24 protein-coding genes are annotated in these 26,692 nt (G+C 56.8%); 16 read left to right on the plus strand and 8 right to left on the minus strand.

The genetic code is table 11. From position 1 onward, the window contains the following. The first annotated feature begins 2 nt into the window (after positions 1–2). From pip to infB, 6 genes are all read left to right on the plus strand, one after another. A complete protein-coding gene (gene pip, locus RGAI101_RS12595) occupies positions 3–974 on the plus strand; it encodes a prolyl aminopeptidase (protein ID WP_008228951.1) in 972 nt (323 codons plus the stop codon). Beyond that, on the plus strand, positions 971–1,819 hold the full coding sequence (locus tag RGAI101_RS12600; RefSeq protein ID WP_037228175.1) for an ABC transporter substrate-binding protein: 849 nt from the start codon (positions 971–973) through the stop codon (positions 1,817–1,819). The genes pip and RGAI101_RS12600 overlap by 4 nt, the downstream gene beginning before the upstream one ends. Before the next feature lie 162 nt (positions 1,820–1,981). Further along, positions 1,982–2,560, plus strand: a complete 579-nt coding sequence (gene rimP / locus RGAI101_RS12605; protein WP_037228179.1) for a ribosome maturation factor RimP — start codon at positions 1,982–1,984, stop codon at positions 2,558–2,560. Continuing rightward, complete coding sequence (nusA, locus tag RGAI101_RS12610; protein ID WP_008226067.1) at positions 2,561–4,174, plus strand: transcription termination factor NusA; 1,614 nt, start codon at positions 2,561–2,563, stop codon at positions 4,172–4,174. It begins immediately after the preceding gene. Between the two features lie 21 nt (positions 4,175–4,195). After that, positions 4,196–4,816, plus strand: a complete 621-nt coding sequence (locus tag RGAI101_RS12615) for an RNA-binding protein (RefSeq protein ID WP_008227589.1) — start codon at positions 4,196–4,198, stop codon at positions 4,814–4,816. 9 nt (positions 4,817–4,825) lie between these two features. Continuing rightward, the gene (gene infB, locus RGAI101_RS12620; protein WP_008226201.1) at positions 4,826–7,315 is read left to right on the plus strand and encodes a translation initiation factor IF-2; all 2,490 of its coding nucleotides are present in this window, start codon (positions 4,826–4,828) and stop codon (positions 7,313–7,315) included. Between the two features lie 7 nt (positions 7,316–7,322). On the opposite strand, the gene RGAI101_RS12625 is transcribed toward infB, so the two are convergent. From RGAI101_RS12625 to RGAI101_RS12645, 5 genes are all read right to left on the minus strand, one after another. Beyond that, positions 7,323–8,120: a metallophosphoesterase family protein gene (locus RGAI101_RS12625; protein WP_008225065.1), complete on the minus strand. Its 798-nt coding sequence runs from the start codon at positions 8,118–8,120 to the stop codon at positions 7,323–7,325. Beyond that, positions 8,117–9,037 carry a diacylglycerol/lipid kinase family protein gene (locus RGAI101_RS12630; RefSeq protein WP_008227605.1) on the minus strand — a complete coding sequence of 307 codons (921 nt, stop codon included), beginning with the start codon at positions 9,035–9,037 and terminating at the stop codon, positions 8,117–8,119. The genes RGAI101_RS12625 and RGAI101_RS12630 overlap by 4 nt, the downstream gene beginning before the upstream one ends. A gap of 327 nt (positions 9,038–9,364) precedes the next feature. After that, on the minus strand, positions 9,365–9,763 hold the full coding sequence (locus RGAI101_RS12635; protein ID WP_008228063.1) for a (deoxy)nucleoside triphosphate pyrophosphohydrolase: 399 nt from the start codon (positions 9,761–9,763) through the stop codon (positions 9,365–9,367). Then, positions 9,760–10,986, minus strand: a complete 1,227-nt coding sequence (gene argJ / locus RGAI101_RS12640) for a bifunctional glutamate N-acetyltransferase/amino-acid acetyltransferase ArgJ (RefSeq protein ID WP_008226983.1) — start codon at positions 10,984–10,986, stop codon at positions 9,760–9,762. Before argJ ends, RGAI101_RS12635 begins: the two co-directional genes overlap by 4 nt. Positions 10,987–10,989: 3 nt before the next feature. Beyond that, positions 10,990–11,838 (minus strand): peptidylprolyl isomerase, encoded by an 849-nt coding sequence (locus tag RGAI101_RS12645; RefSeq protein ID WP_008225255.1) that lies wholly within the window; start codon positions 11,836–11,838, stop codon positions 10,990–10,992. Between the two features lie 175 nt (positions 11,839–12,013). On the opposite strand from RGAI101_RS12645, the gene secA reads away from it, so the two are divergent. From secA to RGAI101_RS12660, 3 genes are all read left to right on the plus strand, one after another. Further along, positions 12,014–14,695: a preprotein translocase subunit SecA gene (gene secA / locus RGAI101_RS12650; RefSeq protein WP_037228183.1), complete on the plus strand. Its 2,682-nt coding sequence runs from the start codon at positions 12,014–12,016 to the stop codon at positions 14,693–14,695. 412 nt (positions 14,696–15,107) lie between these two features. Then, the gene (locus RGAI101_RS12655; protein ID WP_254655274.1) at positions 15,108–15,797 is read left to right on the plus strand and encodes a sugar transferase; all 690 of its coding nucleotides are present in this window, start codon (positions 15,108–15,110) and stop codon (positions 15,795–15,797) included. Between the two features lie 91 nt (positions 15,798–15,888). After that, the gene (locus tag RGAI101_RS12660; protein ID WP_008225186.1) at positions 15,889–16,158 is read left to right on the plus strand and encodes a spike base protein, RCAP_Rcc01079 family; all 270 of its coding nucleotides are present in this window, start codon (positions 15,889–15,891) and stop codon (positions 16,156–16,158) included. 15 nt (positions 16,159–16,173) lie between these two features. Here the strand turns inward: RGAI101_RS12660 and RGAI101_RS12665 are convergent, their stop codons facing one another. Then, positions 16,174–16,845: a sugar transferase gene (locus RGAI101_RS12665; protein ID WP_008226542.1), complete on the minus strand. Its 672-nt coding sequence runs from the start codon at positions 16,843–16,845 to the stop codon at positions 16,174–16,176. Positions 16,846–16,939: 94 nt separating this feature from the next. Then, the gene (locus RGAI101_RS12670) at positions 16,940–17,668 is read right to left on the minus strand and encodes a metallophosphoesterase (RefSeq protein ID WP_008226305.1); all 729 of its coding nucleotides are present in this window, start codon (positions 17,666–17,668) and stop codon (positions 16,940–16,942) included. 139 nt (positions 17,669–17,807) lie between these two features. Between RGAI101_RS12670 and RGAI101_RS12675 the strand changes: the two genes are divergently transcribed. From RGAI101_RS12675 to RGAI101_RS12705, 7 genes are all read left to right on the plus strand, one after another. Then, positions 17,808–19,928 (plus strand): YjbH domain-containing protein, encoded by a 2,121-nt coding sequence (locus RGAI101_RS12675; protein ID WP_008229326.1) that lies wholly within the window; start codon positions 17,808–17,810, stop codon positions 19,926–19,928. Continuing rightward, the gene (locus tag RGAI101_RS12680; protein WP_008227371.1) at positions 19,925–20,632 is read left to right on the plus strand and encodes a YjbF family lipoprotein; all 708 of its coding nucleotides are present in this window, start codon (positions 19,925–19,927) and stop codon (positions 20,630–20,632) included. The genes RGAI101_RS12675 and RGAI101_RS12680 overlap by 4 nt, the downstream gene beginning before the upstream one ends. A 15-nt stretch (positions 20,633–20,647) precedes the next feature. Continuing rightward, positions 20,648–22,009 (plus strand): polysaccharide biosynthesis/export family protein, encoded by a 1,362-nt coding sequence (locus RGAI101_RS12685; protein ID WP_198133697.1) that lies wholly within the window; start codon positions 20,648–20,650, stop codon positions 22,007–22,009. Between the two features lie 191 nt (positions 22,010–22,200). After that, positions 22,201–23,151, plus strand: a complete 951-nt coding sequence (locus RGAI101_RS12690) for a glycosyltransferase family 2 protein (RefSeq protein WP_008225179.1) — start codon at positions 22,201–22,203, stop codon at positions 23,149–23,151. Beyond that, positions 23,117–23,557, plus strand: coding sequence for a GtrA family protein (locus tag RGAI101_RS12695; RefSeq protein ID WP_254655276.1), 441 nt, complete (start codon positions 23,117–23,119; stop codon positions 23,555–23,557). The genes RGAI101_RS12690 and RGAI101_RS12695 overlap by 35 nt, the downstream gene beginning before the upstream one ends. After that, positions 23,554–24,327, plus strand: coding sequence for a class I SAM-dependent methyltransferase (locus RGAI101_RS12700; protein ID WP_008225248.1), 774 nt, complete (start codon positions 23,554–23,556; stop codon positions 24,325–24,327). Before RGAI101_RS12695 ends, RGAI101_RS12700 begins: the two co-directional genes overlap by 4 nt. Beyond that, positions 24,324–25,766, plus strand: coding sequence for a hypothetical protein (locus tag RGAI101_RS12705; RefSeq protein ID WP_008227284.1), 1,443 nt, complete (start codon positions 24,324–24,326; stop codon positions 25,764–25,766). The genes RGAI101_RS12700 and RGAI101_RS12705 overlap by 4 nt, the downstream gene beginning before the upstream one ends. Here the strand turns inward: RGAI101_RS12705 and RGAI101_RS12710 are convergent. Continuing rightward, on the minus strand, positions 25,752–26,675 hold the full coding sequence (locus RGAI101_RS12710; RefSeq protein ID WP_037229528.1) for a carbohydrate kinase family protein: 924 nt from the start codon (positions 26,673–26,675) through the stop codon (positions 25,752–25,754). The genes RGAI101_RS12705 and RGAI101_RS12710 overlap by 15 nt on opposite strands. Between the last annotated feature and the right edge of the window lie 17 nt (positions 26,676–26,692).

Genomic DNA, 26,692 nt, shown 5'->3' on the forward strand with positions numbered 1-26,692 from the left:
TAATGGACAAAATCCCGGACCAAAAGCGCGCAGTTCAATATCTTTATCCCCCCGTTGATCCGTTTGATCAGCGGATGATGGACGTGGGCGACGGTCATACCGTGTATTTCGAGCAATGCGGAAACCCCAAGGGGATTCCCGTGATTGTCCTGCATGGTGGGCCCGGTGGCGGGTGCAGCCCGTCGATGCGACGCTATTTCGACCCCGAAAAATACCACGTGATTCTGTTCGATCAGCGCGGCTGTGGGCGGTCGAAACCCTTTGCATCGGTAACGAACAATACCACATGGGATCTGGTCGCAGACATCGAACGTATCCGAGAGGCGCTGGGCATCAGCCAATGGATCGCCTTTGGCGGCAGTTGGGGGGCGACGCTGGCGCTGATCTATGCGCAAACCCACCCGGACCGCGTGCGCAACATCGTGTTGCGTGGCGTATTCATGATGACCCAAACCGAACTTGACTGGTTCTACGGTGGCGGCGCGGGCCGGTTCTGGCCTGATCTGTGGGCACGGTTCACCGACCTGATCCCGCAACAAGAGCATGGCGATCTGATCGCCGCCTATCACCGACGCCTTTTCAGCGGCGACATGCAGACCGAGATCAAATACGGCAAGGCCTGGGCGGCCTGGGAGAACGCGCTTGCGTCTATCCATTCATCCGGCGGTATGCATGAAGGCCCGGGGGAGTATTCGCGAACCTTTTCGCGGCTTGAAAACCACTATTTCACCAATGCCGGTTTCCTGGAATTCGACGGTCAGATCCTGGCCAACGTGCCACGGATTGCCCATATTCCGGGCGTCATCGTGCAGGGGCGCTATGATATGATATGCCCGCCCACCAGCGCCTATCATCTGGCGCAGGCCTGGCCGAATGCCGAACTCAAGATGGTGCGCAATGCCGGGCATGCCCTGTCCGAGCCGGGGATCAGTGCCGAACTGGTGCGCGCGATGGACAGGATTGCAGTACAATGACACGTTCCATCATGGACCGTCGGGCGCTTTTTGCCACAGGTGCTGCGGCAGCCTTGCTGGCTGCGACAGGCGTTTCTGCGGCATCTGTTCCCACGCGCGGCGGGCGTTTGCGGATGGCCTTGTCTGGTGCGCAGCGCAGTGACAGTTGGGTACAAGGCGACGGGTTGTTCATGCAGGTCGCGCGGCAGGGGTTGATCTTTGACACGCTGACGGAAATTGCCGCCGACGGCACGTTGCGGGGTGAACTTGCCACGGATTGGGAGGGGTCGGAGGATGGCCGCGTCTGGCAGTTCGATCTGCGTCAGGACGTGGTGTTTCATGATGCCCGTCCTCTGACGGCCAAGGACGTTGCCGCTTCGCTGGCGCTGGATGGTGCCGTCGAGGTCGTGAATAGCCACCAGATCCGCATCACGCTGGATGCGCCGGCGATGGATCTGCCCTTTACCCTGTCGGGGCCTGACCATGTCATTCGCCCCGCGCATGCGCTGAACGAAGGTATCGGCACGGGCCTGTACCGTTTGCGCCGTTTCACCCCCGGTCAGCAGGTTTTGGCCGAGCGGATGGCGGACCATTACAAAGGCCAATCCCTTGGCTGGTTCGACGCGGTCGAACTGGTGTCGATCCCGTCAGAGCCCGTGCGGGCGCAAGCCCTGGCCGAATATCTTGTTGAGGCGGCCGACCTGTCAGACCCTAAACCGCTAATCGGATATGACGATATCGCCTTGCTGCCTTCGTCGCGGGGGGTGACCCATGCGGTATCGCGCGGGCTGGCGATGCCTGCCAGAACCGGCCAGCACCGACCGTTGGACAACCTGCGCGCGGCAGAGCGGTGGTGGTTCGCCTGAGGGGCTCAATCAGACGGGGCTTGCAGTTTCCGCATTCAAGGCGTATATCCCAGTCAACAGCGGCGCATTCGGGTCCAAACCAAATGCTCCACCGATCTTGAACACGGGCCGCGCGCCCGTTTTTTTGTGCCTGCTGAAAACCGCAGAGCGATAAGTGAGAATATGAACAACGACCTGATTGCCAAAGCCGCCATAGACCGCCGCATGGCCGAGATCATCACTCCGGTGATCGAGGATATGGGTTTCGAACTGGTGCGCGTTCGCCTGATGTCCGGCAAGACGACGACATTGCAAATTATGGCCGACCGCCCCGATGGCGGTATCGAGGTCGACGAACTGGCCTTGGTCAGTCAGGCGGTCAGCGCCGTGCTGGATGTGGAAGACCCGATTTTGGACGAATACACGCTTGAGGTTTCAAGCCCAGGTATCGACCGTCCTTTGACGCGTCTCAAGGATTTCGACATGTTCGAAGGGTATGAGGCCAAGATCGAAACCGCAGACCTGATCGACGGACGCCGCCGCTTTAAGGGCGCGCTGGCGGGTGTCGAAGACGATGAAGTGCTGATCAACGTCGAAGAGGGCACGATTGGCCTGAAGTTCGAATGGCTCACGGACGCCAAGCTGGTCCTGACCGATGATCTGATCAAGGAAATGCTGCGCCAGCGTAAAGCGTCGGGTGCAATTGACGAAACCAAATTCGATGACATCGAGACCGAAGGGTCCACCGAGGGAGACGACTAAATGGCCATTACATCTGCCAACCAGCTGGAACTGCTGCAAACCGCCGAGGCTGTTGCCCGCGAAAAGATGATCGACCCCAATCTGGTGGTTGAAGCGATGGAAGAATCGCTCGCTCGGGCCGCAAAGTCGCGGTACGGCGCTGAAATGGACATTCGCGTCTCTATCGACCGCAAGACCGGTCGCGCGACCTTTACCCGTGTGCGCACCGTTGTGGCCGATGACGAGCTTGAGAACTATCAGGCTGAATTCACCGTCGAGCAGGCCAAGCAGTATATGGCCAACCCCGAAATCGGTCAGGAGTTCAGCGAAGAAGTCCCGCCCGTCGAAATGGGCCGGATCGCGGCACAATCCGCCAAGCAGGTAATCTTGCAAAAGGTGCGCGAAGCCGAACGTGACCGCCAGTACGAAGAATTCAAGGACCGCGCAGGCACGATCATCAACGGTCTGGTCAAGCGCGAGGAATACGGCAACGTCATCGTCGATGTGGGCGCTGGCGAAGCGATCCTGCGTCGCAACGAGAAAATCGGCCGCGAATCATACCGCCCGAACGACCGCATCCGCGTCTACATCAAGGACGTGCGTCGCGAGCAGCGTGGCCCGCAGATTTTCCTGTCGCGCACCGCGCCGGAATTCATGGCGGAACTGTTCAAGATGGAAGTGCCAGAAATCTATGATGGCATCATCGAGATCAAGGCCGTGGCCCGTGACCCCGGTTCGCGCGCCAAGATTGCCGTGATTTCCTATGACGGTTCCATCGACCCTGTCGGTGCCTGCGTCGGTATGCGCGGCAGCCGGGTTCAGGCCGTCGTAAACGAACTTCAGGGCGAAAAGATCGACATCATTCCATGGAATGAAGATCAGCCGACTTTCCTCGTCAACGCGCTTCAGCCTGCTGAAGTGTCCAAGGTTGTTCTGGACGAAGAAGCCGGCAAGATCGAAGTCGTCGTGCCGGAAGAGCAGTTGAGCCTTGCGATCGGCCGTCGTGGTCAAAACGTGCGCCTTGCGTCGCAGCTGACCGGTCTGACGATCGACATCATGACCGAAGAGCAGGAAAGCGCGCGCCGTCAGGCCGAGTTTGAACTGCGGACCAAGCTGTTCATGGACAACCTTGATCTGGACGAATTCTTTGCCCAGCTTCTGGTTTCCGAAGGGTTCACCAACCTCGAAGAGGTCGCCTATGTCGAAGTTGACGAGCTGTTGGTGATCGACGGTGTCGACGAAGCAACGGCCGGCGAACTGCAGGCCCGTGCCCGTGATGTTCTTGAGGCAAAGAACAAAGCGGCGCTTGATGCGGCCCGTGCGTTGGGAGTTGACGATACGCTTATTGAATTCGACGGCCTGACACCCCAAATGATTGAGGCACTGGCAAAGGACGACGTGAAAACGCTCGAAGATTTCGCCACATGTGCCGATTGGGAACTTGCCGGTGGCTGGACAACGGTCGATGGCGTACGCACCAAGGACGAAGGCACGCTTGAGCCCTTCGAGATGACACTGGAAGAAGCACAGCACCTGATCATGACGGCCCGCGTTCTGCTGGGTTGGGTTGATCCCGCCGAGCTTGAGCCGGAAGTCGAAGAAGACGACATAGAAGACGAGGAGGCCGAGGCCTGATCGTAGGCTTTGGGGAACAATATGGTACGCGGTGGCGTTTCTAAAGATCGGGAAGACGGTCCAGAGCGGAAATGCATTGCCACGGGCGAAGTGCAGCCGAAGAACGGGTTGATCCGTTTCGTGGTTGGTCCTGACATGCAGGTTTTCCCGGATATTTTGGGAAAACTTCCGGGCCGGGGCATTTATGTGGCCGCTGACAGGGCTGCACTGGAATTGGCTGTAAAGAAAAAGCTGTTCGCCCGTGCAGCAAAGCAACCTGTCAAGGTTGATGAAGGACTGGTGGACGAGGTTGAAAAACAGCTTGTCCGCCGTGTGGTTGATCTGATTTCCCTTCAACGTAAGGCCGGCAAGGCTGTCGCGGGGTACGAAAAAGTCAAAGGTTGGCTGCAAATGGAAGAGGCCGAAGTTCTGATCCAGGCAGTGGATGGATCGGGACGCGGCAAATCGAAACTGAGCACGCCGCACTTTGGCCATTACATTGGATGGTTGACGGCAGACGAATTGGGTTTGGCATTCGGACGTCAAACTGTGATACATGGGGCGCTCGCCTCTGGTGGACTCACCTCTCGTGTTGTAGAGGAAGCCCAACGGCTAAGAGGCGTACGCATAAACGAGGGTGGCAACGGTCACCCGAAAGGATAGACGAGCTAGATGAGCGATAGTGACGGCAAAAAGACATTGGGCCTTCGTGGTGCGCCAGCGCGCCCGGGCAACGTAAAGCAGAGCTTTAGCCACGGACGTACCAAAAACGTCGTGGTCGAGACCAAACGCAAGCGCGTTGTGGTGCCCAAACCTGCGGGCGTAAAGCCTACGGGTGGCAGCAATCCATCGCTGGGGGATCCTAAGAAGCGTCCCGCAGGTATTACCGATTCCGAAATGGAACGCCGGCTGAAAGCGGTTCAGGCCGCCCGCGCCCGTGAATCAGAAGAAGCGGAAGCTCGCGCTGCCGAAGAAAAGGCACGCGCAGAGGACCGCGAACGGCGGCGCGCCGAGATCGACGCCAAAGAGGCGGAAGAGCGCGAGCGCGAAGAAAGCCTGAAGGCCAAAGCCGCCGAAGATGAACGCCGCAAGGCCGAAGCCGAGGCTGCCGCAGTTGCTGCCGCGGCCCCTGCAGCCGTTGAACAGCCTTCCTCTGCCAAGATGCCCAACACCAAGGGTGGTGCCCCGGCACCTGTGGTCCGCAAGAAAGAAGGTGACCGCGAGGAAACCAACAAGCGCAACAAGGCTGGCGACGACAGCCGCCGTTCCGGCAAGCTGACAGTGAACCAGGCTTTGACTGGTGGCGAAGGCGGCCGACAGCGTTCCATGGCGCAGATGAAGCGCAAGCAGGAACGCCAGCGTCAAAAGGCAATGGGTGGCACGGTCGAGCGCGAAAAGGTCGTGCGCAACGTGAACCTGCCTCCGGCGATCGTGGTTTCCGAACTGGCGAACCGTATGGCGGAACGTGTTGGTGCCGTCGTAAAGGCGCTGATGAACAACGGCATGATGGTGACGCAGAACGAAACCATCGACGCTGATACAGCCGAGCTGATCATCGAAGAATTCGGCCACAAAGTGGTTCGGGTTTCGGATGCTGACGTTGAAGATGTAATCAAGGAAGAAATTGATGATCCGAAAGATCTGGTCACACGTCCTCCGGTTATCACGATCATGGGTCACGTCGACCACGGCAAGACATCGTTGCTGGATGCGATCCGCAAAGCCAAGGTTCAGTCCGGCGAAGCGGGTGGTATCACGCAGCACATCGGTGCCTATCAGGTGACAACCGACAACGGCCAAGTGCTCAGCTTCCTCGATACGCCCGGCCACGCCGCGTTCACGTCGATGCGGTCGCGCGGTGCTCAGGTCACTGACATCGTTGTTCTGGTGGTCGCTGCGGATGATGCGGTCATGCCCCAGACGATCGAAGCGATCAACCACGCCAAAGCGGCCAACGTGCCGATGATCGTGGCGATCAACAAGATCGATAAATACGAGGCGAACCCGGATAAGGTCCGCACCGATCTGTTGCAGCATTCGGTCATCGTCGAAAAGATGTCCGGTGAAGTTCAGGACGTCGAAGTTTCTGCCACCACAGGGCAGGGCCTTGATGAACTACTCGAAGCGATCTCGCTTCAGGCAGAACTGCTTGAGCTGAAAGCCAACCCGAACCGCGCCGCCGTCGGTGCCGTAATCGAAGCACAGCTTGATGTCGGCCGCGGTCCTGTCGCAACCGTTCTGATCCAGAACGGTACGCTGCGCCAAGGCGATATCTTTGTCGTCGGCGAGCAGTACGGTAAGGTCCGTGCGCTGATCAACGATCAGGGCGAGCGCATCAAGGAAGCAGGTCCATCTGTGCCGGTCGAAGTTCTTGGCCTGAACGGTACGCCTGCTGCTGGTGACGTGTTGAACGTGACAAGCACCGAAGCTCAGGCTCGCGAAATCGCGGAATACCGCGCCAACGCCGCCAAGGACAAACGTGCCGCTGCCGGTGCCGCCACCACGCTGGAACAGCTGATGGCGAATGCCAAAGCGGATGAAACAGTATCGGAACTTCCGCTGCTGATCAAAGCGGACGTTCAGGGCTCTGCCGAGGCGATCCTTCAGGCGATGGAGAAGATCGGGAACGACGAAGTTCGTGTACGGGTTCTGCATTCTGGCGTTGGTGCCATCACCGACACAGACGTGGGTCTGGCCGAAGCATCAAACGCGCCGATCATCGGTTTCAACGTTCGTGCCAATGCGTCGGCCCGTGCCACTGCAAACCAAAAGGGTGTCGAGATCCGTTATTACTCGGTCATCTATGACATGGTTGACGATGTGAAAGCGGCCGCAAGTGGTTTGCTCAGCAACGAAATCCGCGAACACTTCATCGGTTATGCAACCATCAAAGAAGTGTTCAAGGTTACCGGCGTCGGCAAAGTTGCGGGCTGTCTGGTCACCGAAGGCAAGGCAAGCCGCTCTGCCGGTGTGCGTCTGCTGCGCGACGATGTCGTGATCCACGAGGGTACCCTGAAGACGCTCAAGCGCTTCAAGGATGAAGTATCCGAAGTGCCTTCCGGTCAGGAATGTGGTATGGCGTTCGAAAATTACGAAGACATCCGCGCAGGCGATGTCATCGAAATCTTCACCCGCGAAGAAGTTGTTCGTACGCTCGACTGATCTGGAACTATTCGAAAATCGTATCAGAAGCCCGGTTGAATTGCCGGGCTTCTGTCGTTTCAAACTGCTGTGTCTCTTCGTTAAAGCTGAGCCGTTCGATTCCGATCCGGCCGTCCAGAATATCAATGACATTGAAGTCGTTTGCTTCGCCGCGGACGCGTGATGAAAGACTGGTTCCGGCGTGCAGTTGAACCGCTGTCGTCTTGCCCGATTTAACGGTGAAATTGCCAGCATGCCACGTGTGCAGATGGCCCGATAGAATCAGGTTTGCCCCACAGGACAGCAACCGTTCCAAGGCTTCCTCTGCGCCGGGAATTGGTTTTTTTTCAGTCTCGGCTGGATGCTCAAGCGGATGATGCACAACGAGAATCCGCGTTTTGCCATCTGGTGCATGATCCATCGCATCGCAGGCGTGGTTGATCCGTTCGGCCGTCAGCCGACCCGTTTGCCAAGAAAACCGATCCACCGAGTTTATACCGACGACAATCATCTCGTCGTTCTCGAATCTGGGGGTCAGATCTTGATCTATATATTTCTTGTAGGACCGCCACGGCCAAAAGAACCGCCGGAATGGACGATGCAGGGATACATCATGGTTCCCAGGCACGGAAAGGACGCGGGCATTGATCTTCTTGATGAAATCACGGGCTTCCTTGAACTGCTCCTCCCGAGCACGCTGCGTCAGATCGCCGGAAATCACGACAAGGTCGGGTGCCAGCACGTTGACCCGCTCGACCAGGGGTTCAAGCAGGTCGGGGCGGTCTTTCCCAAAATGAAGGTCGGACAGGTGGATCAATGTGCTCATCTGACCGAATTCTCCAAATCGGCGGGGACGACCAAATTCAGCGCTTCGCGTCTCATCCTCAACTTGAAGGGGCCTTTCATCTTAGCCAATTCACCATCGCGGGCAACGGGGCGGCTTCGGCGCGCCATTTCGATGTCGATTTCCGTGCCGCAATGCATTTCATAATCAGTTTCTTTCTTCGCGACACCCAACGCCAGTGATGCTGCATGCTTCAACAATCCCCACCGGTTTGTATCAGGCGCGACCAGCAGAACCATGCCCCCTTCAGCAATACATTCTTCACCGCTAAGCCCCATCTGGTTCAGTTGAAAGGCGTTGCTGATGGCGAAGACAAGCGGCGTGCGGTGTTTGAATGACTTTCCGTTCACATTTACAGTTAGTTTGAGCGGGGCGCGAAGAGTTGCCAGTGCCTTGACCACTGACCAATAGGCGGCAAACCGGCTGCGGCCCCATCGTTCATAAATCCCTTCGCGGGTTTGCAAGATAGCGGGATAGGCCCCTATGCTGGCGTTGTTCAAAAACACCTTGTCGTTGATGACCGAGATATTTGTTTGCCGGATCTCTCCTGCTGCGATGATGTCCACTGCCTCCTCTACGGTTTCTGGAAGGTTCAGGGATCTGGCGAAATAATTGAATGTTCCCGCGGGGATAATGCCCATCTGATTGTCAGAATGCATGAGGCCTGCCGCCACACCGCAGATCGTACCATCGCCCCCAGAGGCAATGATCGTCGCATCAGGTGCTGCAGATGCTGCGTCGGATGCAATTTTCTCGAGGTCATTACCGGGTTCGAATTCAACGAATTCAACCGCGATCCCGTGAAAATCAAAGCGATCTGTAATTTTGGATTTTCTGTCCTGGCCGTCTTTGCGACCAGAACCCTTGTTCAGAATAACAACAACACGTCCGGGCTTCATTTTAGTACTACCTATATCACCGATGACAAACGCCCCGGGACATAGAAAAGTTCAAAAAATCTGCTGTTTATGCTTTGTTTTTGCGGGTGATTGGTTTGCCAGTATACACGGCATCGTCAACCTGAACCGAAATGTTTCCGTTCGGCAATTCACGCAGAAAGATGCCCTGAACTGACACGGTTGTCCCAACTGTAATGGTACGAAGCACTCGAATTCCCCCCAGAATCTGATTAGTTAGACCAGTATAGGTTGTAAAAGAAGACTGTCTAGCAGCAAAGATAAGAAAGCGTTAAAAAGTAACGAGTAAACGCAACAATATACCCCGCGCTACAGCCAATCTCTTAGGATTGGAATCAACGGGATATCTGCGGCTGGCATGGGATAGTCTTTCAACGCGTTGGGGCGAACCCATTTCAGCGTCTGGCCTTCCTTGGCTTGCGGCGTGCCGCCCCATTTACGGCAGGCAAACAGCGGCATCAGCAGGTGAAAGTCGTCATATGCGTGGCTGGCAAAGGTCAGCGGCGCGAGGCAGGACGCCCAAGTGTCGATCCCCAGTTCTTCTTGCAATTCGCGGATCAGCGCTGCTTCGGGCGTTTCGCCGTGTTCGACCTTGCCGCCGGGAAATTCCCACAGCCCGGCCATGGACTTGCCGGACGGGCGCTGCGCCAGCAGCACGCGCCCGTCCACGTCGATCAAGGCCACTGCCGAGACCAAGACCATCTTCATGACCGATAATCTGCGTTGATTTCGATATAGCCGTGGGTCAGATCGCAGGCCCAAACCGTCGCTTTGCCGTTACCCAGCCCCAGATCGACACCGATCACGATGTTCTGGCCCTTCATGTGGGCGGCAGCAGCAGTTTCCGAATAAGAGGGGCTGCGCCATCCGTCCTTGGCGACTTCGACATCACCGAAACGGATCGAAAGGCGGTCACGATCTGCCGCCGCGCCTGATTTGCCAATCGCCATGACAACACGGCCCCAGTTGGGATCTTCCCCCGCGATAGCAGTCTTAATCAACGGAGAATTTGCAATCGCCATGGCGTGAGTCTTGGCATCGGCATCGGTTGCGGCACCTGTTACGGCGATCTCGACGAATTTCGTCGCACCTTCGCCGTCTTGCACAACTTGATGCGCGAGATCGAGCATGACAGCGTGCAGGGCGTCGGAAAACGCGTTGCTTTCGCTGGCATCCACGCTCGACGCGCCGGTGGCCGCCATGATCAGGCTGTCAGACGTCGACGTATCGCTGTCGACGGTGATGCAGTTGAAGGTGCTGTCGGTGTGCTTGGACAGCATGGCCTGCAAGGCAGGCTGACTGACCACAGCATCGGTAAAGATATAGACCAGCATCGTGGCCATATCCGGCGCGATCATGCCAGAACCCTTGGCGATCCCTGCAATAGAGACTTTTTTGCCATCAATCGTGACCTCTGCCTTGGCCCCTTTGGGGAAGGTGTCGGTTGTCATGATCGCTTTGGCAGCATCGCTGATCCCGCTGACGGTCAGCTTGCCACGCAGGTCAGACAGGACAGCCGTAATGCGGTCGTGGGGCAGGGGTTCGCCGATCACACCGGTTGATGATGTAAACACCCGTGACTGCGGCACACCGCAGACGTCGGCAACCGCAGCGGTGATCGCCTCGACCGCCGCAACGCCACCCTTGCCGGTAAAGGCATTGGCGTTGCCCGAGTTTACCAGGATAGCCGCACCAGCATCAGAGGTGCCGCCAATCTTGGCCTGACAATCCAGCACGGGGGCCGCGCGGGTGGCAGATCGGGTAAAGGCACCGGCGATGGTCGATCCGGGTGCCAGTTCGGCCAGCATGACGTCAGTGCGGCCCTGATACTTCACACCCGCCGCGATGGTGGCGAAACGGACGCCATCAATGACCGGAAGATCCGGAAATTGCGCTGGCGCAAGCGGAGATACGGCGAGAGCTTTGCCCATTGGTTACTCCAGCAAACCGAGGTTGGTCAAAACCGATGGATCAATCGCATCGGCAGCTGAACGGTCCACGTCGGCAGCATCGGTCATTTCGGTGATCTTCTCCTGCGCTTTGACCTGGCGCAGCTGAAGCTCAAGCTCTTCCTTGACGGATTCCAGTGCCGGTGCGTCTTTCAGACGCTTGTCTTCCAACTTGATGATATGCCAGCCGAATTGCGTCTCCACGGGCATGGAAACGGCACCGACCTCAAGATCCTGAACGGCGGTTTCGAAGGCGGGAACCATCATGCCGGGACCGAACCAGCCCAGTGATCCACCGCTTGGGCCGGACGGGCCTGTCGATTTTTCCTTGGCGGTTTCCGCAAAATCTGCGCCACCGTCGATTTCTGCCTTTACGGCCAGCGCGTCTTCTTCGGTCTCAACCAAGATGTGCGACGCGTTAAATTCTTCGGTCGGTTCGGCGGAGCCGTATTCTTCCTCATAGGCGGCAGCGAGATCTTCGGCCGAAATATCGGCGGCCATTGCCTTTTCAATTACTTCGCCGGCGATCAACTGGCGGCGCTCGTTTTCAAGGGACAAGGCCACGCGGGCAGGGACGTCGCCTTCAAATGACTGCTCAAGCGCGGTTTGCTGGACCAGCTGATCCAGAATGCCCTTGAAGAGAACTTCGGGTGGCAGTTGCTGATATTGCTCGGGCAGTGTCGCGCGGGCAATGATCATGTGGCCTACGGTGATTTCTGTGCCGTTCACGGTGGCGACGACTGTGTCCGCCTTGACCTCTTCCTGGGCCATGGCCGGCAAGGAAAGTGAGGCGGCAACCACGAAAGGTGCCAAGAAAGTGAGGGATTTTTGCATTTATCTGTCCTAGGTTGGGCTGCCGCGAGGGGCTGCTACATTGACACGGTTTGGTGCGGCCCTTACATCGCCCTATGGGCGCGGGCTTGGCGCGGGTTCAGTCTTGTATCTAGGGGCTGTCCGGCGGCTCGGCAAGCAGATCGCGCCTCAGATCATAACTTCGGCAGGAGATTGCATGCTGGGCTTCGGAACACTCGCCAAAAAAGTCTTTGGTACACCCAATGACCGTAAAATCAAGGCGACGCGCCCGCTGGTTGAAAAGATCAACGCGCTGGAAGACGAATTTCGTGCCTTGACGGACGAAGGTCTTATTCAAAAAACGGAAGAGCTGCGCCAACGCGCGCTGAACGGTGAAAGTCTGGACAACCTGTTGCCGGAAGCCTTTGCCAACTGTCGCGAGGGCGCACGCCGGACCTTGGGTCTGCGCGCCTTTGATACGCAGTTGATGTCGGCGATCTTCCTGCATCAGGGCAATATCTCTGAACAAAAGACAGGTGAAGGCAAAACGCTTACCGCGACGCTTGCCGCTTATCTCAATGCGCTGACGGGCAAGGGCGTACATATCGTCACCGTGAACGAATATCTTGTGCAACGCGATGCTGACTGGATGGGCAAGGTCTTTGCCTCATTGGGGCTGACCACCGGTGCCGCTGTGTCTGGTATGACCGAAGAAGCAAAGCGCGCCGCCTATGAGTGCGATGTGACCTACGCCACCAACAACGAGCTGGGTTTCGATTATCTGCGCGACAACATGAAATCCGAGCTTAGCCAGATTTTCCAAAAGCAGCATAACTTTGCGATCGTGGACGAAGTTGACAGTATTCTGATCGACGAAGCACGCACGCCGCTGATCATCTCTGGTCCGTCGCAGGACCGGTCCGACATGTACAAGATCATCGACGAGGTGATCCCGCTGTTGCAGGACGACCATTACGAGATGGACGAAAAAACCCGCAACGTCACGCTGACCGACGAGGGCAATGAATTCCTCGAGATTGATCTGCACGCCCGTGGTCTGCTTGAGGAAGGTCAGACCATGTATGACCCCGAAAGCACGACGCTTGTGCACCACGTAAACCAGGGTTTGCGGGCGCATAAGCTGTTCCAGCGCGACAAGGACTACATTGTGCGCGATGGCGAGGTCATGCTGATCGACGAATTCACAGGCCGCATGATGGCTGGTCGGCGCATGTCCGACGGTCTGCACCAGGCGATTGAAGCCAAAGAAAATGTCGACATCAAGCCCGAGAACACCACGCTCGCCTCGGTTACGTTCCAGAACTACTTCCGGCTTTATGACAAGCTGGCCGGTATGACCGGGACTGCCGAGACCGAAGCCGAAGAATTCATGGAGATTTACGGCCTTGGCGTGATCGTCGTTCCAACCAATGTGCCGGTGGCGCGGGTGGATGAAGACGATCAGGTGTACCGCTCTGCGCTTGAGAAATATCAGGCGATGATCGAAAAGGTGAAAGAGGCGAATGCCAAAGGGCAGCCCGCGCTGGTCGGCACCACGTCGATCGAGAAGTCAGAGATGCTCAGCAAGATGCTGACCGAAGCCGGGATCACGCATAACGTCCTGAATGCCCGCCAGCACGAGCAGGAAGCGCAGATCGTCGCTGATGCAGGCAAGCTTGGGGCCGTGACGATCGCCACGAACATGGCGGGCCGCGGTACCGACATTCAGCTGGGCGGCAACGTCGAACTGAAAGTGCTTGAGGCGCTTGATGCAGATCCCGATGCGGATCCCGTTGCGATCCGCACCAAGATCGAAGCAGAGCATGCCGACGAAAAAGCGAAAGTGATTGAGGCAGGCGGCTTGTACGTTCTGGCCTCCGAGCGCCACGAGAGCCGCCGGATCGACAACCAGTTGCGGGGGCGTTCGGGTCGTCAGGGTGACCCGGGGCGATCGTCATTCTATCTGTCGCTGGAAGACGATCTGATGCGGATTTTCGGGTCGGAGCGGTTGGAAAAAGTGCTGACGACGCTCGGTCTGAAAGAAGGCGAAGCGATCATTCACCCATGGGTGAACAAGTCGCTTGAGCGGGCGCAGGCCAAGGTTGAAGGTCGCAACTTTGACATCCGCAAGCAATTGCTCAAGTTCGATGACGTGATGAACGACCAGCGCAAGGTGGTTTTCCGCCAGCGTCGCGACATCATGGAATCCGCTGATCTGTCCGAGATTACGTCGGACATGCGCGAACAGGTCATTGATGATCTGATCGACGAATATATGCCGCCGAAAACCTATTCGGACCAATGGGACGGTCCCGGTTTTCAGGCCGCCGTGCTGGCTCAGTTGAACCTTGATGCGCCTGTCGCTGCATGGTGCGACGAAGAGGGCGTGGATGACGAAGTGATCCGTGAGCGCCTGATTGAGGCGTCAGAGGCGGCAATGGCGCAGAAGGCCGAGCAATTCGGTCCTGAAAACATGCGCAACATCGAAAAGCAGGTTCTTCTCCAGGCGATTGACGGCAAGTGGCGGGAACATTTGCTGACGCTGGAACATTTGCGGTCGGTTGTCGGGTTCCGGGGCTATGCCCAGCGTGATCCTTTGAACGAATACAAGAATGAATCATTTCAGCTGTTTGAAACGATGCTCGACAGCTTGCGGACAGATGTGACGCAGAAGTTATGCCAAATCCGCCCGATGACAGAAGAAGAGCAACGCCAGATGGTGGCGCAGATGCAAGCGGCGCAAGCGTCTGCGCAAAACGCTGCTGCTGTCGAGCCCGAAGCAAGCGCCGAGGGGTTTGACGAGAACGACCCGAGCACCTGGGGCAACCCTTCAAGGAATGATGAGTGTCCTTGTGGGTCGGGCAAAAAGTTCAAGCACTGCCATGGGCAGATGGTTTAAGTCTCGATCTGTTCATGATGCACCTAAGAAGCGCTTTCGTTTTGACGTAAAGCGCTTCTTTATGCGGGATTGATTCGGCCTAAAAGTTGGCGATTAATCGCTATGGTTGCATGGATTCGTATCTGGCAATCCTGAGTTAAAGTATTAACTCTTTATTATGACTCAGGTCGCTATCACTAAACCAGTTTTGCGAACCAATAGATTCGACGGAAACTATGGTAGTTAGCGGCTTTTTAGGCGGTTGCTTTTGATCTTGGTCAACTGGCTAGCCTATTAAATAGGCGGAACGGCGCAAGATAAGCTGAAATTACGGTCACTCGTGTTGCGTGGCTATTACCGAACTGTTAACTAGAGAGAATTATACCATTAAGGTTTTTTTAAGAATTTTGGAATTCTCTGTGGGAGACTGTTTGTGAAAGTAGATAAGGCAGCTTCATTCGCGATTAATTCGTCTGCAACTGCATCTTCGGCTCGGGATGTAAGCGATCGAGACAAGACAAAAACTGCTTCAGATACGTTCGGCTACGCAATTGCCAAGAAGGCGTTCGACGTAGTGATCTCGGTAATGCTTCTACCGGTGTTCCTGACGGGCTGCTTTCTGTTGGCCGTTGCCAATCCGTTCCTGAACCGCGGCCCGATGTTTTACGTACAAAAGCGGATGGGCCGTGATTGCAAGCCATTCATGGCGATCAAGTTTCGTACCATGACCTGCGTGGCCGAGGTCACCAGAGGTGCAGATGACCCATTGGAAGTGAACAGGATTACACCTTTGGGTGGGTTCTTGCGCAAGAGCCGTCTTGACGAGATTCCACAAATCCTCAACGTCCTGCGTGGCGAGATGAGTTTGATTGGTCCGCGTCCTGACTGCTATGAGCATGCGGAAACCTACATCGAAACAGTTCCGGGCTACCGTGAACGTCATGCTGCATTGCCAGGCATCAGCGGTTTGGCTCAGACAGAGGTCGGGTATGTTCAAGGGATTGATGCGACGCGTTTGAAGGTCGCAGCAGACCTGGACTACATAAGCCGCCAAAGCTTCCGCCTTGATACCTGGATCCTGTGGCGTACGCTTAAGATTGTCGCGGGTCGTGGCGGGGCCTGAACGACCGGTTAATCAAGAGCATCGACCGTACCGTTAGCCGTTGATAAACATTCGTGAAGGATTGTTCATTGTCCCTACAACGGAGAATGACATGCCAGTTTTTGACAACTTCCACGATTATAGCGTTGGGCTAACAGGCCCGATTTGTGGTGGCTTTGATATAACGCCTGACGATTCCAATGATCTGGCGCAAGTTACGCGTGCCTTCATGGTGTCCGGTGCAGGCGATGTTGCTGTTGTTCTCAAGAATGGGACCACACTTGATTTGGCCGGTCTAACTGCGGGTGTTCTTTATCCCTTCAGGGTAAGTAAAGTGCTTGCCACTGGAACAACCGCGACGGGGATCAAGGGCTTGGTCTAAGCCTGCGTAAACGGATCATCGTCCCGTTAGCCGAAACAAGGCAGGCAGCGTCCCTATCAAAATGCCTAGGTCACCCGCGAACGTGATCGTCTGAACATAGTGTTTGTCCAATACGACACGCCGGACATAACACCCGCTTTGGCGATCCGTGATTTGCCACAGGCCCGTCACCCCGGGTCGCGTCGCCAGATAATGGTGAAGATCGCTGCCGTAACGTCGCAACTCTACTCGTGTCACTGGTCTTGGGCCTACCAGTGACATGTCACCTTTGATAACGTTCCAGATTTGCGGCAGCTCATCCAGACTGCTGCGCCGTAGAATATGGCCAAGCGGTATAATTCGCGGGTCATTTTCAAGTTTTCGACTTTTTGACCATTCGACTTTTGCCTCTGGTCGAACGTGAAACAAGCGGTTCAGCGCGCCATCGGCATCTGCGACCATTGTCCGAATTTTCCAGCAGCGAAATACCTTCCCGTTTTTCCCAACGCGCAGATGGGCGAAAAACCCGGTATGCCCGGTCGCCGCCGCCAGCAGCCACAGGATAAAGATCACAGGAACGACGATTGGCAGCAGAGCAAAGCAGATCGCGAGATCGAGCAGCCTTTTCCCCCCACGAAGATACAGACCACGCGCCCGGATGACGCGCGGGGGTTCTATTCTTTTTGCCGAATAGTCCAGAAACACCATCCGAAGACCTTTTTAACCCAAAACCACAAATTCCCGTGGTGTGATTAAAGCGGCTCGGACGCTAAATTTACGTTAAAGATAGGGCATTCGGGCTTCACGCATACGTGAAGCTCACGTCGCCTTTCAGGATGGTCGCGGCAGTCAGGTTGCCGGTCGCATATGCACCGGTATCAATGGATACGACGCCCCGCCTGATGACCGGTGTATCGACGATCGTATGGCCATGGACCACCCACATGCCATCCGCACGGGGCACCCGCCCAAAATCCTTGTGACCCCACAAAAGTGTGCGATTTTCTTGCTCTTCGATGGCAATCAACGGGTCCGCTCCGGCATGGACAAATGCCACGTTGCCCGACGTCCAGTACTTGGGAAGATTTGCGACCCAATCGATCAGATCCTCACCCATTGCCGCGAAAAGCTTGTCCCGGGCACGCTCAAGTTCGCCACCTGTAGACGTTTGCGAAACGCCTGAGACCCCGAAGCTTGCCAGTGTCTGAAGCCCCCCGTGGCGCAGCCATCTTTCGCCCTTTTCGACAGGGTTAACGATGAACTGCAACATCATGTCCTCGTGATTGCCCATCAGGCTGATCACGTCAGGAAGCTCGTGAAGGGTCCGCAAGACATCCGCGCTTTGTTCGCCGCGATCAATCATGTCGCCAAGGCAAATGATCTGCGCTGCCGTCGTCGTCGCCGCGAATTTGTTCAAAAGATCAAAGCGCCCGTGAATATCCCCGATGGCGATCACGTTTCCCTCTGGTTCCAGAGGGCCAAACTGCACTTCAGGTACGACCTTCGGGCGCTTCCACCACTTGCCTAACATTAAACCGCCTATCGTTCCTGTGTTGCAAAACTGGCGCAACAATCTTGTAAATATGACCAAAGACCTATTGCAAAGTTAAGTCTTTCGGGGAAATCTGTATTGTCCCCGCATTGAGCACAAATAATAAAAAGGTCCGCAAATGCAAGGGCGCACACTAAAGATAGCATCCGTTCTGGCCGTTGCAGGGGTTGGCGCGTTGAGTGAATCGCAGGTCTCCGCGCAATCCTTGTCGACATATGGCACGCCGGGTCTGATCGAGATGCCCACGGCCGAAGTCCTGAACGATGGTGAATTCGGCCTAACCGCGAGCGTTGCCGGGCCTTCGTACCGCTACACGTCTGTTTTTCAGGTGTTTCCGCGCGTCTACGGAACGTTTCGATATTCGATCGTTTCTGAACTAAGCGCTGGTGGCCCGAACAACGGCAACCTCTATGACCGCAGCTTTGACCTGCACTATCAGATTTCAGATGAGTCAGGCTATCGGCCAGCCTTTGCCGTTGGCATGCGCGACTTTCTGGGTACCGGCCTTTACAGCAGTGAATATTTCGTCGCGACCAAAAGCTTCGGGTCCAAGATCGAAGTGACAGGCGGCCTTGGCTGGGGGCGTCTTGCGGGGCGCGGATCATTCTCGAACCCGCTTGGTATCTTGTCGGACAGATTTGACACGCGCGACGTTGGGACAACGGGGCTTGGCGGCCAACTTGAGACAGGAAAGTGGTTCCGAGGCGAAGCATCCCTATTTGCGGGTGTCAAGTGGGAGGTCAGCGATCAGACCACTTTGTTTGCAGAGTATTCGCCTGACCTTTACACCAGAGAGTCCGCAAACACCGGTATCGACATCTCGACGCCCCTGAACTTTGGTCTGGAATACCGCTTCAAGAACGGCGTGAACCTCAAGGGCTATGTCGTCGGCGGAAATGAAATCGGCGCGCAGCTGAGCTATGTGTTCAACCCCGCCGAACGTCGTTTTCCGGGTGGGCTTGAAGGCGCACCAAGGTCTGTCGGAGCCCGCAACAAGCTGGCGATTGCTGACTGGAATAACTCAGCCAAGGGCGGCGGTCCAGACGCGGTCCAGCGTGTGATCAAAGCCCATCTTGCTGATGAAGGTATGGCGCTGCAGGGTTTTACCTTGGGTGACCGGCAGGCAACAGTGCGTGTGGAAAACAACCGTTTTGACGTAGAGGCCCAAGCCGCCGGACGCGCTGCACGGGTGATGGCCGCAACCTTGCCGCCACAGATCGAAAAGCTGACGGTTGTCTTTCAACGGCGTGGTGTTCCCATCAGTCGTGTCGTGACGATGCGGTCCGATCTTGAAGAACTGCAGTTCGACTATGACGGCGCATGGCGTACCCTCGCCCGCACCAAGATTGAAGATGCCCATGATCAGGGACGTGTCGGCGAACTTGAAGAGATCTTCCCCGTATTTGACGCATCTGTCGGGCCGTATCTCGCGACGTCGTTCTTTGACCCCGACAGTCCCATCCGTGCCGATTTGGGCGCGCAGTTGTACATGGCGTATCGCCCTGCACCTGGTCTGACGTTTTCGGGTCAACTGCGTTATCCACTGATCGGGAACATTGCGGATTCAGACCGGGTGTCAGATTCCAAGATCGAACCTGTCAGAACAAACGCCGTCAGATACGCCGAGGAATCCGATCTGGAAATCAACACCTTGTCGGCCGAGTATATCTTCCGTCCGGGCAAGGATCTGTTCGGCCGCGTTTCAGCCGGTTATCTGGAAAGTAACTTTGGTGGCGTGTCCGCCGAGGTTCTGTGGTATCCCGTTGCAAGCCGTTTGGCCTTGGGTGGAGAGATCAACTATGTCAAACAACGCGACTTTGACATGCTTTTCGGGTTTCAGGATTACGACGTCGTGACCGGCCATGCCTCGGCCTATTACGACTTTGGCAACGGGTTCTTCGGTCAGCTTGATGTTGGTCGCTACCTTGCCGGAGATTACGGCGCGACGGTGTCAATCGACCGCGAATTCAACAACGGTTTCAAAGTCGGCGGTTTCTTTACCCTTACCGATGTGCCGTTTGATGACTTTGGCGAAGGGTCTTTTGACAAAGGTCTGAAAGTTGAAGTGCCGCTGTCGTGGTTCACCGGACGACCTTCTCGCAGAGTTCTTTCGCAGACAATCCGACCCATCGTACGGGACGGTGGCGCAAGGCTTGCGGTGGCAAACCGCCTGCACGGTGCTGTCAGAGAGTATCGCGGCAAAGACATGCGTGATGGCTGGGGGAGATATCTGCGATGATCCTACGTACAGTAGCCCTTGGCCTTGGCCTTCTTGCCTTGTCAGCTTGCGCACCGGGGCAAACCCTGCTGAACCGTGGCATCAGCATCGTGTTTAACGAATCCTCCATGGTGCCCGCATCTGGCGGTCAGTTTCCGCCTCGATTTGCGGCCCTTGTCGCCGACCAATCCGTGCCGGCGATGATCCTGACCGTGGAAAGCCGCGCGCAGGCGGGCCGGCTGCTGTTGGAAAGCCGGATAAACGGCGTTGAAACCTGGCTCAGCTCGGATTTGTCGGCCGTGATGCTTGAAAAAGGGATGATGCAGGGCACACGCGGCCTTGGGTCGGAACTGTTTGCCGCAGAACTTTCCGAACCGATGCGGTTGATCCTGTCCGGCCAGACGGGATATTCGGACCGCCTGCACAGCAATCTGACAGGCAACGACGAAATCAAGACAACCACCTTCCGGTGTCTCGTCGAAGCGAAAGGTTCAAGCGTCATTCCGCTTGAAATTGGCAATGTTCCAACGCGTATAATGACAGAAGACTGCAAGAGTCTGGACCAGTCGTTCCAAAATACGTATTGGGTCAGTAAAAATAGTGGCGCGATCGTTCAAGCGCGCCAATGGGCTGGGGACGATGTAGGGTATATCAAGACCCAATCGGCCTCCAGAGAACCGAGAAAGCCAACTCCTTCGACCAAGGTTGTACTGGCAGAAGAGTGAAGTGGAGTGACTATCGTGCGATACCTCTTGGTGGCCATCTTGGGCCTGAGCGTTGCGGGTTGTGGTACCGTGTACCGGACATCTGACGTCGTCGAAGGCGTTGCGGGCGGCACCAATGTGCGTGTTCTCGAATTGACGGCGGAATCTGTCATCCAAGCCAACAGATCCACGATCGCGCCGCGGTCGCTTCCGGCCTATTTCTCGCAGACCGCTGGATCTGGATCCGGTGTGCGGGGTGGCGTCGGCGCTTTGCCGTCACCGACCTTCCAGGATGAAGTCCGCCCGCAGGCGCTTGAACTGCGCTTGCCGCCCCGTGCCGACCCCGGCCCGTACCAGATTGGCGTCGGTGACGTGGTCTTGCTGGCCACACCACGCGCTGCGACTTCGGTCGAGCAGCTTTCCGGTTTGCTGGCCGCGCAAAATTCGCGCCAAGGCTACACCGTCCAGGACGACGGTTCGATCAACATTCCCGATGTCGGCCGCGTTCGGATCGCAGGCCTGACAATCGAAGACGCCGAAGCCGCGCTTTTCCAGCGGTTGGTTGAGAACCAGATCGATCCCACCTTCAGCCTTGAGATTTCGGAATTCAATTCCCGCAAGGTTTCCATCGGTGGTGCCGTCGGCCAGCCCGCCGTTGTGCCCGTGACGCTGACGCCACTTTACCTTGAAGAAGCGCTTGCCGCTGCTGGTGGCATCACCGTCGAAGACCAGGATTACGCATCGATCCGTTTGTACCGCGATGGTACCCTGTATCAGATCCCGCTGTCCGAACTGTATTCGCGGGCAAGCCTGACCCGGACACGCTTGCTGCCGGGGGATGCGATTTTTGTCGATACGGAATATGAACTTTCCCGCGCACAGGAATATTTCACGCAGCAGATCACATTGATCCAGGCCCGTCAGGTTGCCCGTCAAGCCGCGCTTTCCGAACTGCAGCTTGAGGTTACGTTGCGCCGCTCTAACCTGGATGAAGCGCGCGCGAACTATCAGACCCGCGTCGATTTGGGCGCTGATAACCGCGACTATGTCTACCTCGCCGGTGAAGTCGGCACGCAGGCGCGTTTTGCCCTGCCGTTTGAACGCAAGGCGAACCTTGCTGATGCACTGTACGATTCAGGTGGGGTTGCGTCGTCAACTGGTGACATCTCGCAGATTTATGTATTGCGGGCCTCTTCCGACCCTCGTGAATTCGGTGCCGTGACTGCGTGGCATCTGGATACGCGCAATGCTGCGAACCTGGCATTGGCCACACGGTTTGAGCTGCGCCCCGACGATATCATCTTTATCGCGCAGCAGCCTGTTACCAAGTGGAGCCGGTCAGTCTCGCAGATTGTTCCGCAGGTTCTGTCCGCAGGGAATACATTGTCAGGTAACTGATAGGTTCGAAATACTGCATGAAGGCCGGGCATTATGTCCGGCCTTTTTGCGTTCAGTTCGCTTCAAATATTGTTCTGATTGTTCTCATTTAAAAAACAATCATATGCGCAGTTTAACCTAATCCGTGCCCCATTTCGGCCACATCCCCTAATTATCACTTGGATAAGCATCAATCTGGACGGAGTGTCGGAATGTATCTTTCAGTGGTGATCCCTTGCATGAACGAAGAAGCCTCGATTCCGGGGTTGGTTGAGCGTTTGTCAAAAACGATCGGCCCCTGGAAGGATCAGGCCGAGATCATCCTGGTTGATGACGGGTCGACAGATTCAACGTGGAAAGCAATCGAAGCGGCCAAGAAGGTCTGCCCCCAGTTGGTCGGCCTGAAGCTGTCGGCAAACCGGGGACATCAGATCGCCCTGACCGCCGGGCTTGAGGCCGCGCAGGGCGACCGCATCTTTATGCTGGATGCCGATTTGCAGGACCCGCCAGAATTGCTGACGGATATGATGTTCATGATGGATCGCGGATTTGACGTGGTTTATGGCCGCCGCAGCGAACGTCGTGGCGAGACGATGTTCAAGAAGGCAACCGCGCATCTGTTCTACCGTTTCCTGAATGCGATGTCCGATGTGCCGATCCCTCGTGACACGGGCGATTTCCGTCTGGTGAACCGTCGGTCTCTGGATGCTGTACTGGCGATGCCTGAAAAGGCGCGCTTTATTCGCGGTATGTTTGCATGGGCTGGCTTCAAGCAGGTCGGTATCGAATATATCCGCGCCCCGCGCGAATTGGGCGAAACCAAATACCCATTCCGCGCCATGATGCGATTTGCCATCGATGCGATGACCGCGTTCTCCACCAAGCCACTAAGACTCGCCACGCGTCTGGCCTTTGTCAGCCTGCTGATGGCGGCGCTGATGGCTGTCTATGTGATCTATTCACTGGTCGTGTACCAGACCGCCCCCGGTTGGGCATCGGTCGTGCTGGCGGTCAGCTTTTTCTCGGGCGCGCAACTGCTGACCCTCGGGATCATGGGCGAATATATCGGCCGCCTCTATGTCGAGGCCAAGAACCGTCCGCTGTATTTTGTCAGTGAAGAGGTGCGCGATGTCGCGCCTGTCACCCAACGGCTGCGTGCGTAACATGGGCCTGCTGCGTCATAAACTTGTCCGCTTTGCGATTGTCGGCGGTGGGACGGCCTTGGCCTATGTCCTGCTGTACCTGATGTTCCTCGCGATGGGGGTGGCGCAGGTTTCAGCCAATGGCATCGCCTTCTTGCTGGCCGTTTTGCTGCAATATGCGGGCCAGGCGGCGTTTACCTTTGGCCAGCCTCTCAAGGATCGTAGCCAGATCAGCCGGTTTTGCGTGATGGTGGGGCTGGGCTTTGCCAACTCTGCGGTTATTACCGGACCCATCGCCATGATGTCGGGTCTGTCCGCCTGGGCCGCTGCAGCCATCGTCATGGTCGTGCTGCCGGTCCAGAATTACATCTTCATGACCTTGTGGGTCTTTGCATCCCCTATTTCTAAAACGGAAATCAGAACATGAGCCATATTTATAACGACACCTTCTTTGACTACATCAACCAAAGCGCGCGGGCTTCGGCCAAGCCGCTGATCGCCTTGCTGTTCCCGAAATTGCAGCCTCGGAGCGTGATTGATCTGGGCAGTGGCCGTGGCGTTTGGCTGGATGAATGGCAGCGTGCAGGCGCGCATGACGTGCTGGCGGTCGATGGGGATTATGTCAGCCGTGATCAATTGGCGGTCGCCGCCACGGATTTTCTGGCGGCTGATCTGACGGCCCCGGTCGAAACCGGTCGCCGCTTTGATCTGGCCCAAAGCCTTGAGGTGGGCGAACACCTTCCGACCGAAGCATCGGAAACGCTTGTCGACAGCCTGACCAACGCGTCGGACCGCGTGCTGTTCTCTGCCGCGGTCACGGGCCAGGGTGGGGAATTCCACGTTAACGAACAGCCGCTTTCCTTCTGGCAAGACTTGTTCGCCGCACGCGGCTACACCGCCTTTGATTGCGTACGTCCGGATTTGAAAGACAACAAGGATATCGCCCCTTGGTACCGCTATAACGCGATCCTTTACGTCAATGCCGCAGGTCGCAAGGATCTGCCGCCAGAGATTCTGGCAACTGAAATTCCCGTTGGCAAGCCTGTCAAGAATGCCGGTAACCTTGCCTGGCGCATGCGCCTGGCTGTGGTCAGCAAACTGCCGCGCAGTGTCGTGACGTTCATTGCGCAGGCGCGTGCCATGGTACTGGCCATCCGCGCCCGCCGCGCCAAAACAGTTGGCCGCGTACAGGCATGACGGCAGCAGTGGCGATGCATGACGGTACGGCTGAAAAGGCGCATCGCCTGACGCTTGGCCCGACCCTCACGGTGGTTCTGGCTGCTGCATTAGTGATGTCGGCGCTTAATCTGATGGATCCGATGATCCGCCACGATGACTATCCGGCGTTCTTCGGCGATGCTGCCGCTTTCTGGAACAAGACCCTGCATGAAGGCCGCTGGCTGAACTACATCTGGCATCTGCGCGAGGTTTTGACCCCTGCGTCGTTGAACTTTGCTGTCTATCAGGGGCTTTGGGCCGTTTTTGTGGCCTCGCTTGCCGTGGTTGCCAGCGGGCCGAAAGGTGCGACCTGGTTTACCTTGGTGCTGGCGTTGATGATGATGGTGTCGCCGTCAGCGATGCTGATCTCGCTTTGGTTCAATACGTTGATTCCCGGTCTGGCAGTTGTGGCGCTGTTCGCGTTTTTGGCCTGTCGTGTGTCCAGTGCGACATTGCGTGCCCTGCTGCCAGGTTTCGTGATCGTCAGTTTCATGGCTTACACGACCTATCCGTTGCTTTTGCTTGCCGTTTGCATCGCCAAGACCCAGGAACGATCCCTGCGGGATCTGACCGGGTTGATGGCGCTGTTCTGTGTCAGCTTTGTTATTGCAGTCCTGACCGTCTACGCGATCAACTGGCAGTTCCACGGCGTCTTCGGCGTTCCGGTTGCCGAATGGCGCGAACCCACGGCGGCGGGGGGGCTGGCGGGCATGTTGGAAAACCTGCCAAAGCTGCTTGAAACGTTCAAGATCATGTTCCACCGCAATGGCTTTGGCTTTGCGCCGTTGATCGGGCTAATGCCCGTCATGCTGATCGCGGCCTTTTTCGTGCTGCGCAGGAGGGCCCCTCTTGAGGCGCTGTATCTTTTTGCCGGTCTGTCGGTCGGCATCGCGTTGGTTGTCGTTCAAGTGCTGAAGATCGGCGTGCTTGTGCCGCCGCGCGCCTTTATCTTTGCTTGGGTCTTTGCCGTGCTGACGATTGTGCGTGCAGTGCAATTGCTAAGCGTTACCGATGGGCTTCATGGCCGGTTGGGCCGCAATGCCGCCTTGCTGATCATCGGTGTCTATTTCATTCAGATATTTCTGTTCTACGGCCAGTTTCGCACGTGGCACGCTGATACAAAGGCGCTGGCCCACGAGATGTCGGTGCTTGACGGCGATGTATTCGTCTACGGTGATCCGTCAAAGATCACATCAGGCAAAGACGCCGGAATCCAGTCGCGCGAGGCACTGCCGTTTCGGATGAAGCATTTGACGGGGCGCGATGTCATCACATGCCACACGACGCCCGACCTGTGCCCTGCGCAGCCCGAACTGGGCGACACGGGCGAGGTCGAGATTCACGTGCGCCGTACCGATGCTGGCACCTTCATGATTTTCACACCGCTCCCCGAGGAGGACGAGTCAGACGCCTTGTGACAGCTCTGACAACATCGGAGGGTTCGCGCCTGCGCGGGATACGGTGATCGATGCGACCTCGGCCCCCAGACGCAGGGCGGCCAGCGCGTCATCGGCGCTTAGCTGCGCGATCCCGGCCTTGGTCAGGCAGCCCATTTGCGACAGTTTCGCCAAGACACCCGCATTAAACGTGTCACCCGCCCCCACGGTATCGACGACATCGACCCGGCGCGATGCGGCATCGACGGTTTCACCGTTGGCCAGATAGGCCGTTGCCCCCGCACTGCCCTTGGTCAGGACCAGCAGCTTGGGTCCCAGTGCCATCAGGGCACGGGCTTTTTCTTCAATCGGCGCGTCGCCGGGCGTGATCCAATGCAGATCATCATCCGAAACCTTCAGGATATCACAGACCGCAATCATCTGGGTCAGACGCGCACGGTAGCTTTCCTCGTCCACGATGAACAGAGGCCGGATGTTCGGATCGATCACGATAACACGATCCCGCGCCTCTTGCAGGGCAAGGGCGGCGTAGAAATCCGCTGCGGGCATGCCGATCAGGCTGATCCCTCCGAAATATAGCGTCGATACGTCGGCGGGAATGACCGGCAGCGCAGTGGCATTCAGCGATCGGCCAGCGGTATTTTCGTCATAAAACGTATAGGTCGCGTGGCCGTCTTTCAGCTGTACGAAGGCCAAGGTCGTCGGTTGGCCTGACAGGATCACCGTGGACGTATCGACCGCGCTGGCCTGCAACGTATCGCGCAGCAATGTTCCGAACATGTCGGTCGACAGACCGGACAAAAATCCCACATCACGTTCAAGCCGCCCCAGGGACACCGCCGTGTTGAACACGGCCCCGCCTGCATAGGGTCTGAAGGCCCCGTCGGTTTCGATCATGTCGATCAACGCTTCGCCGCAACATAGTATCATCATTTCCGCTCCCGCCG

It is taken from the genome of Roseobacter sp. GAI101, from assembly GCF_000156335.1.
In the GTDB taxonomy this organism is placed as follows: Bacteria; Pseudomonadota; Alphaproteobacteria; order Rhodobacterales; family Rhodobacteraceae; genus Sulfitobacter.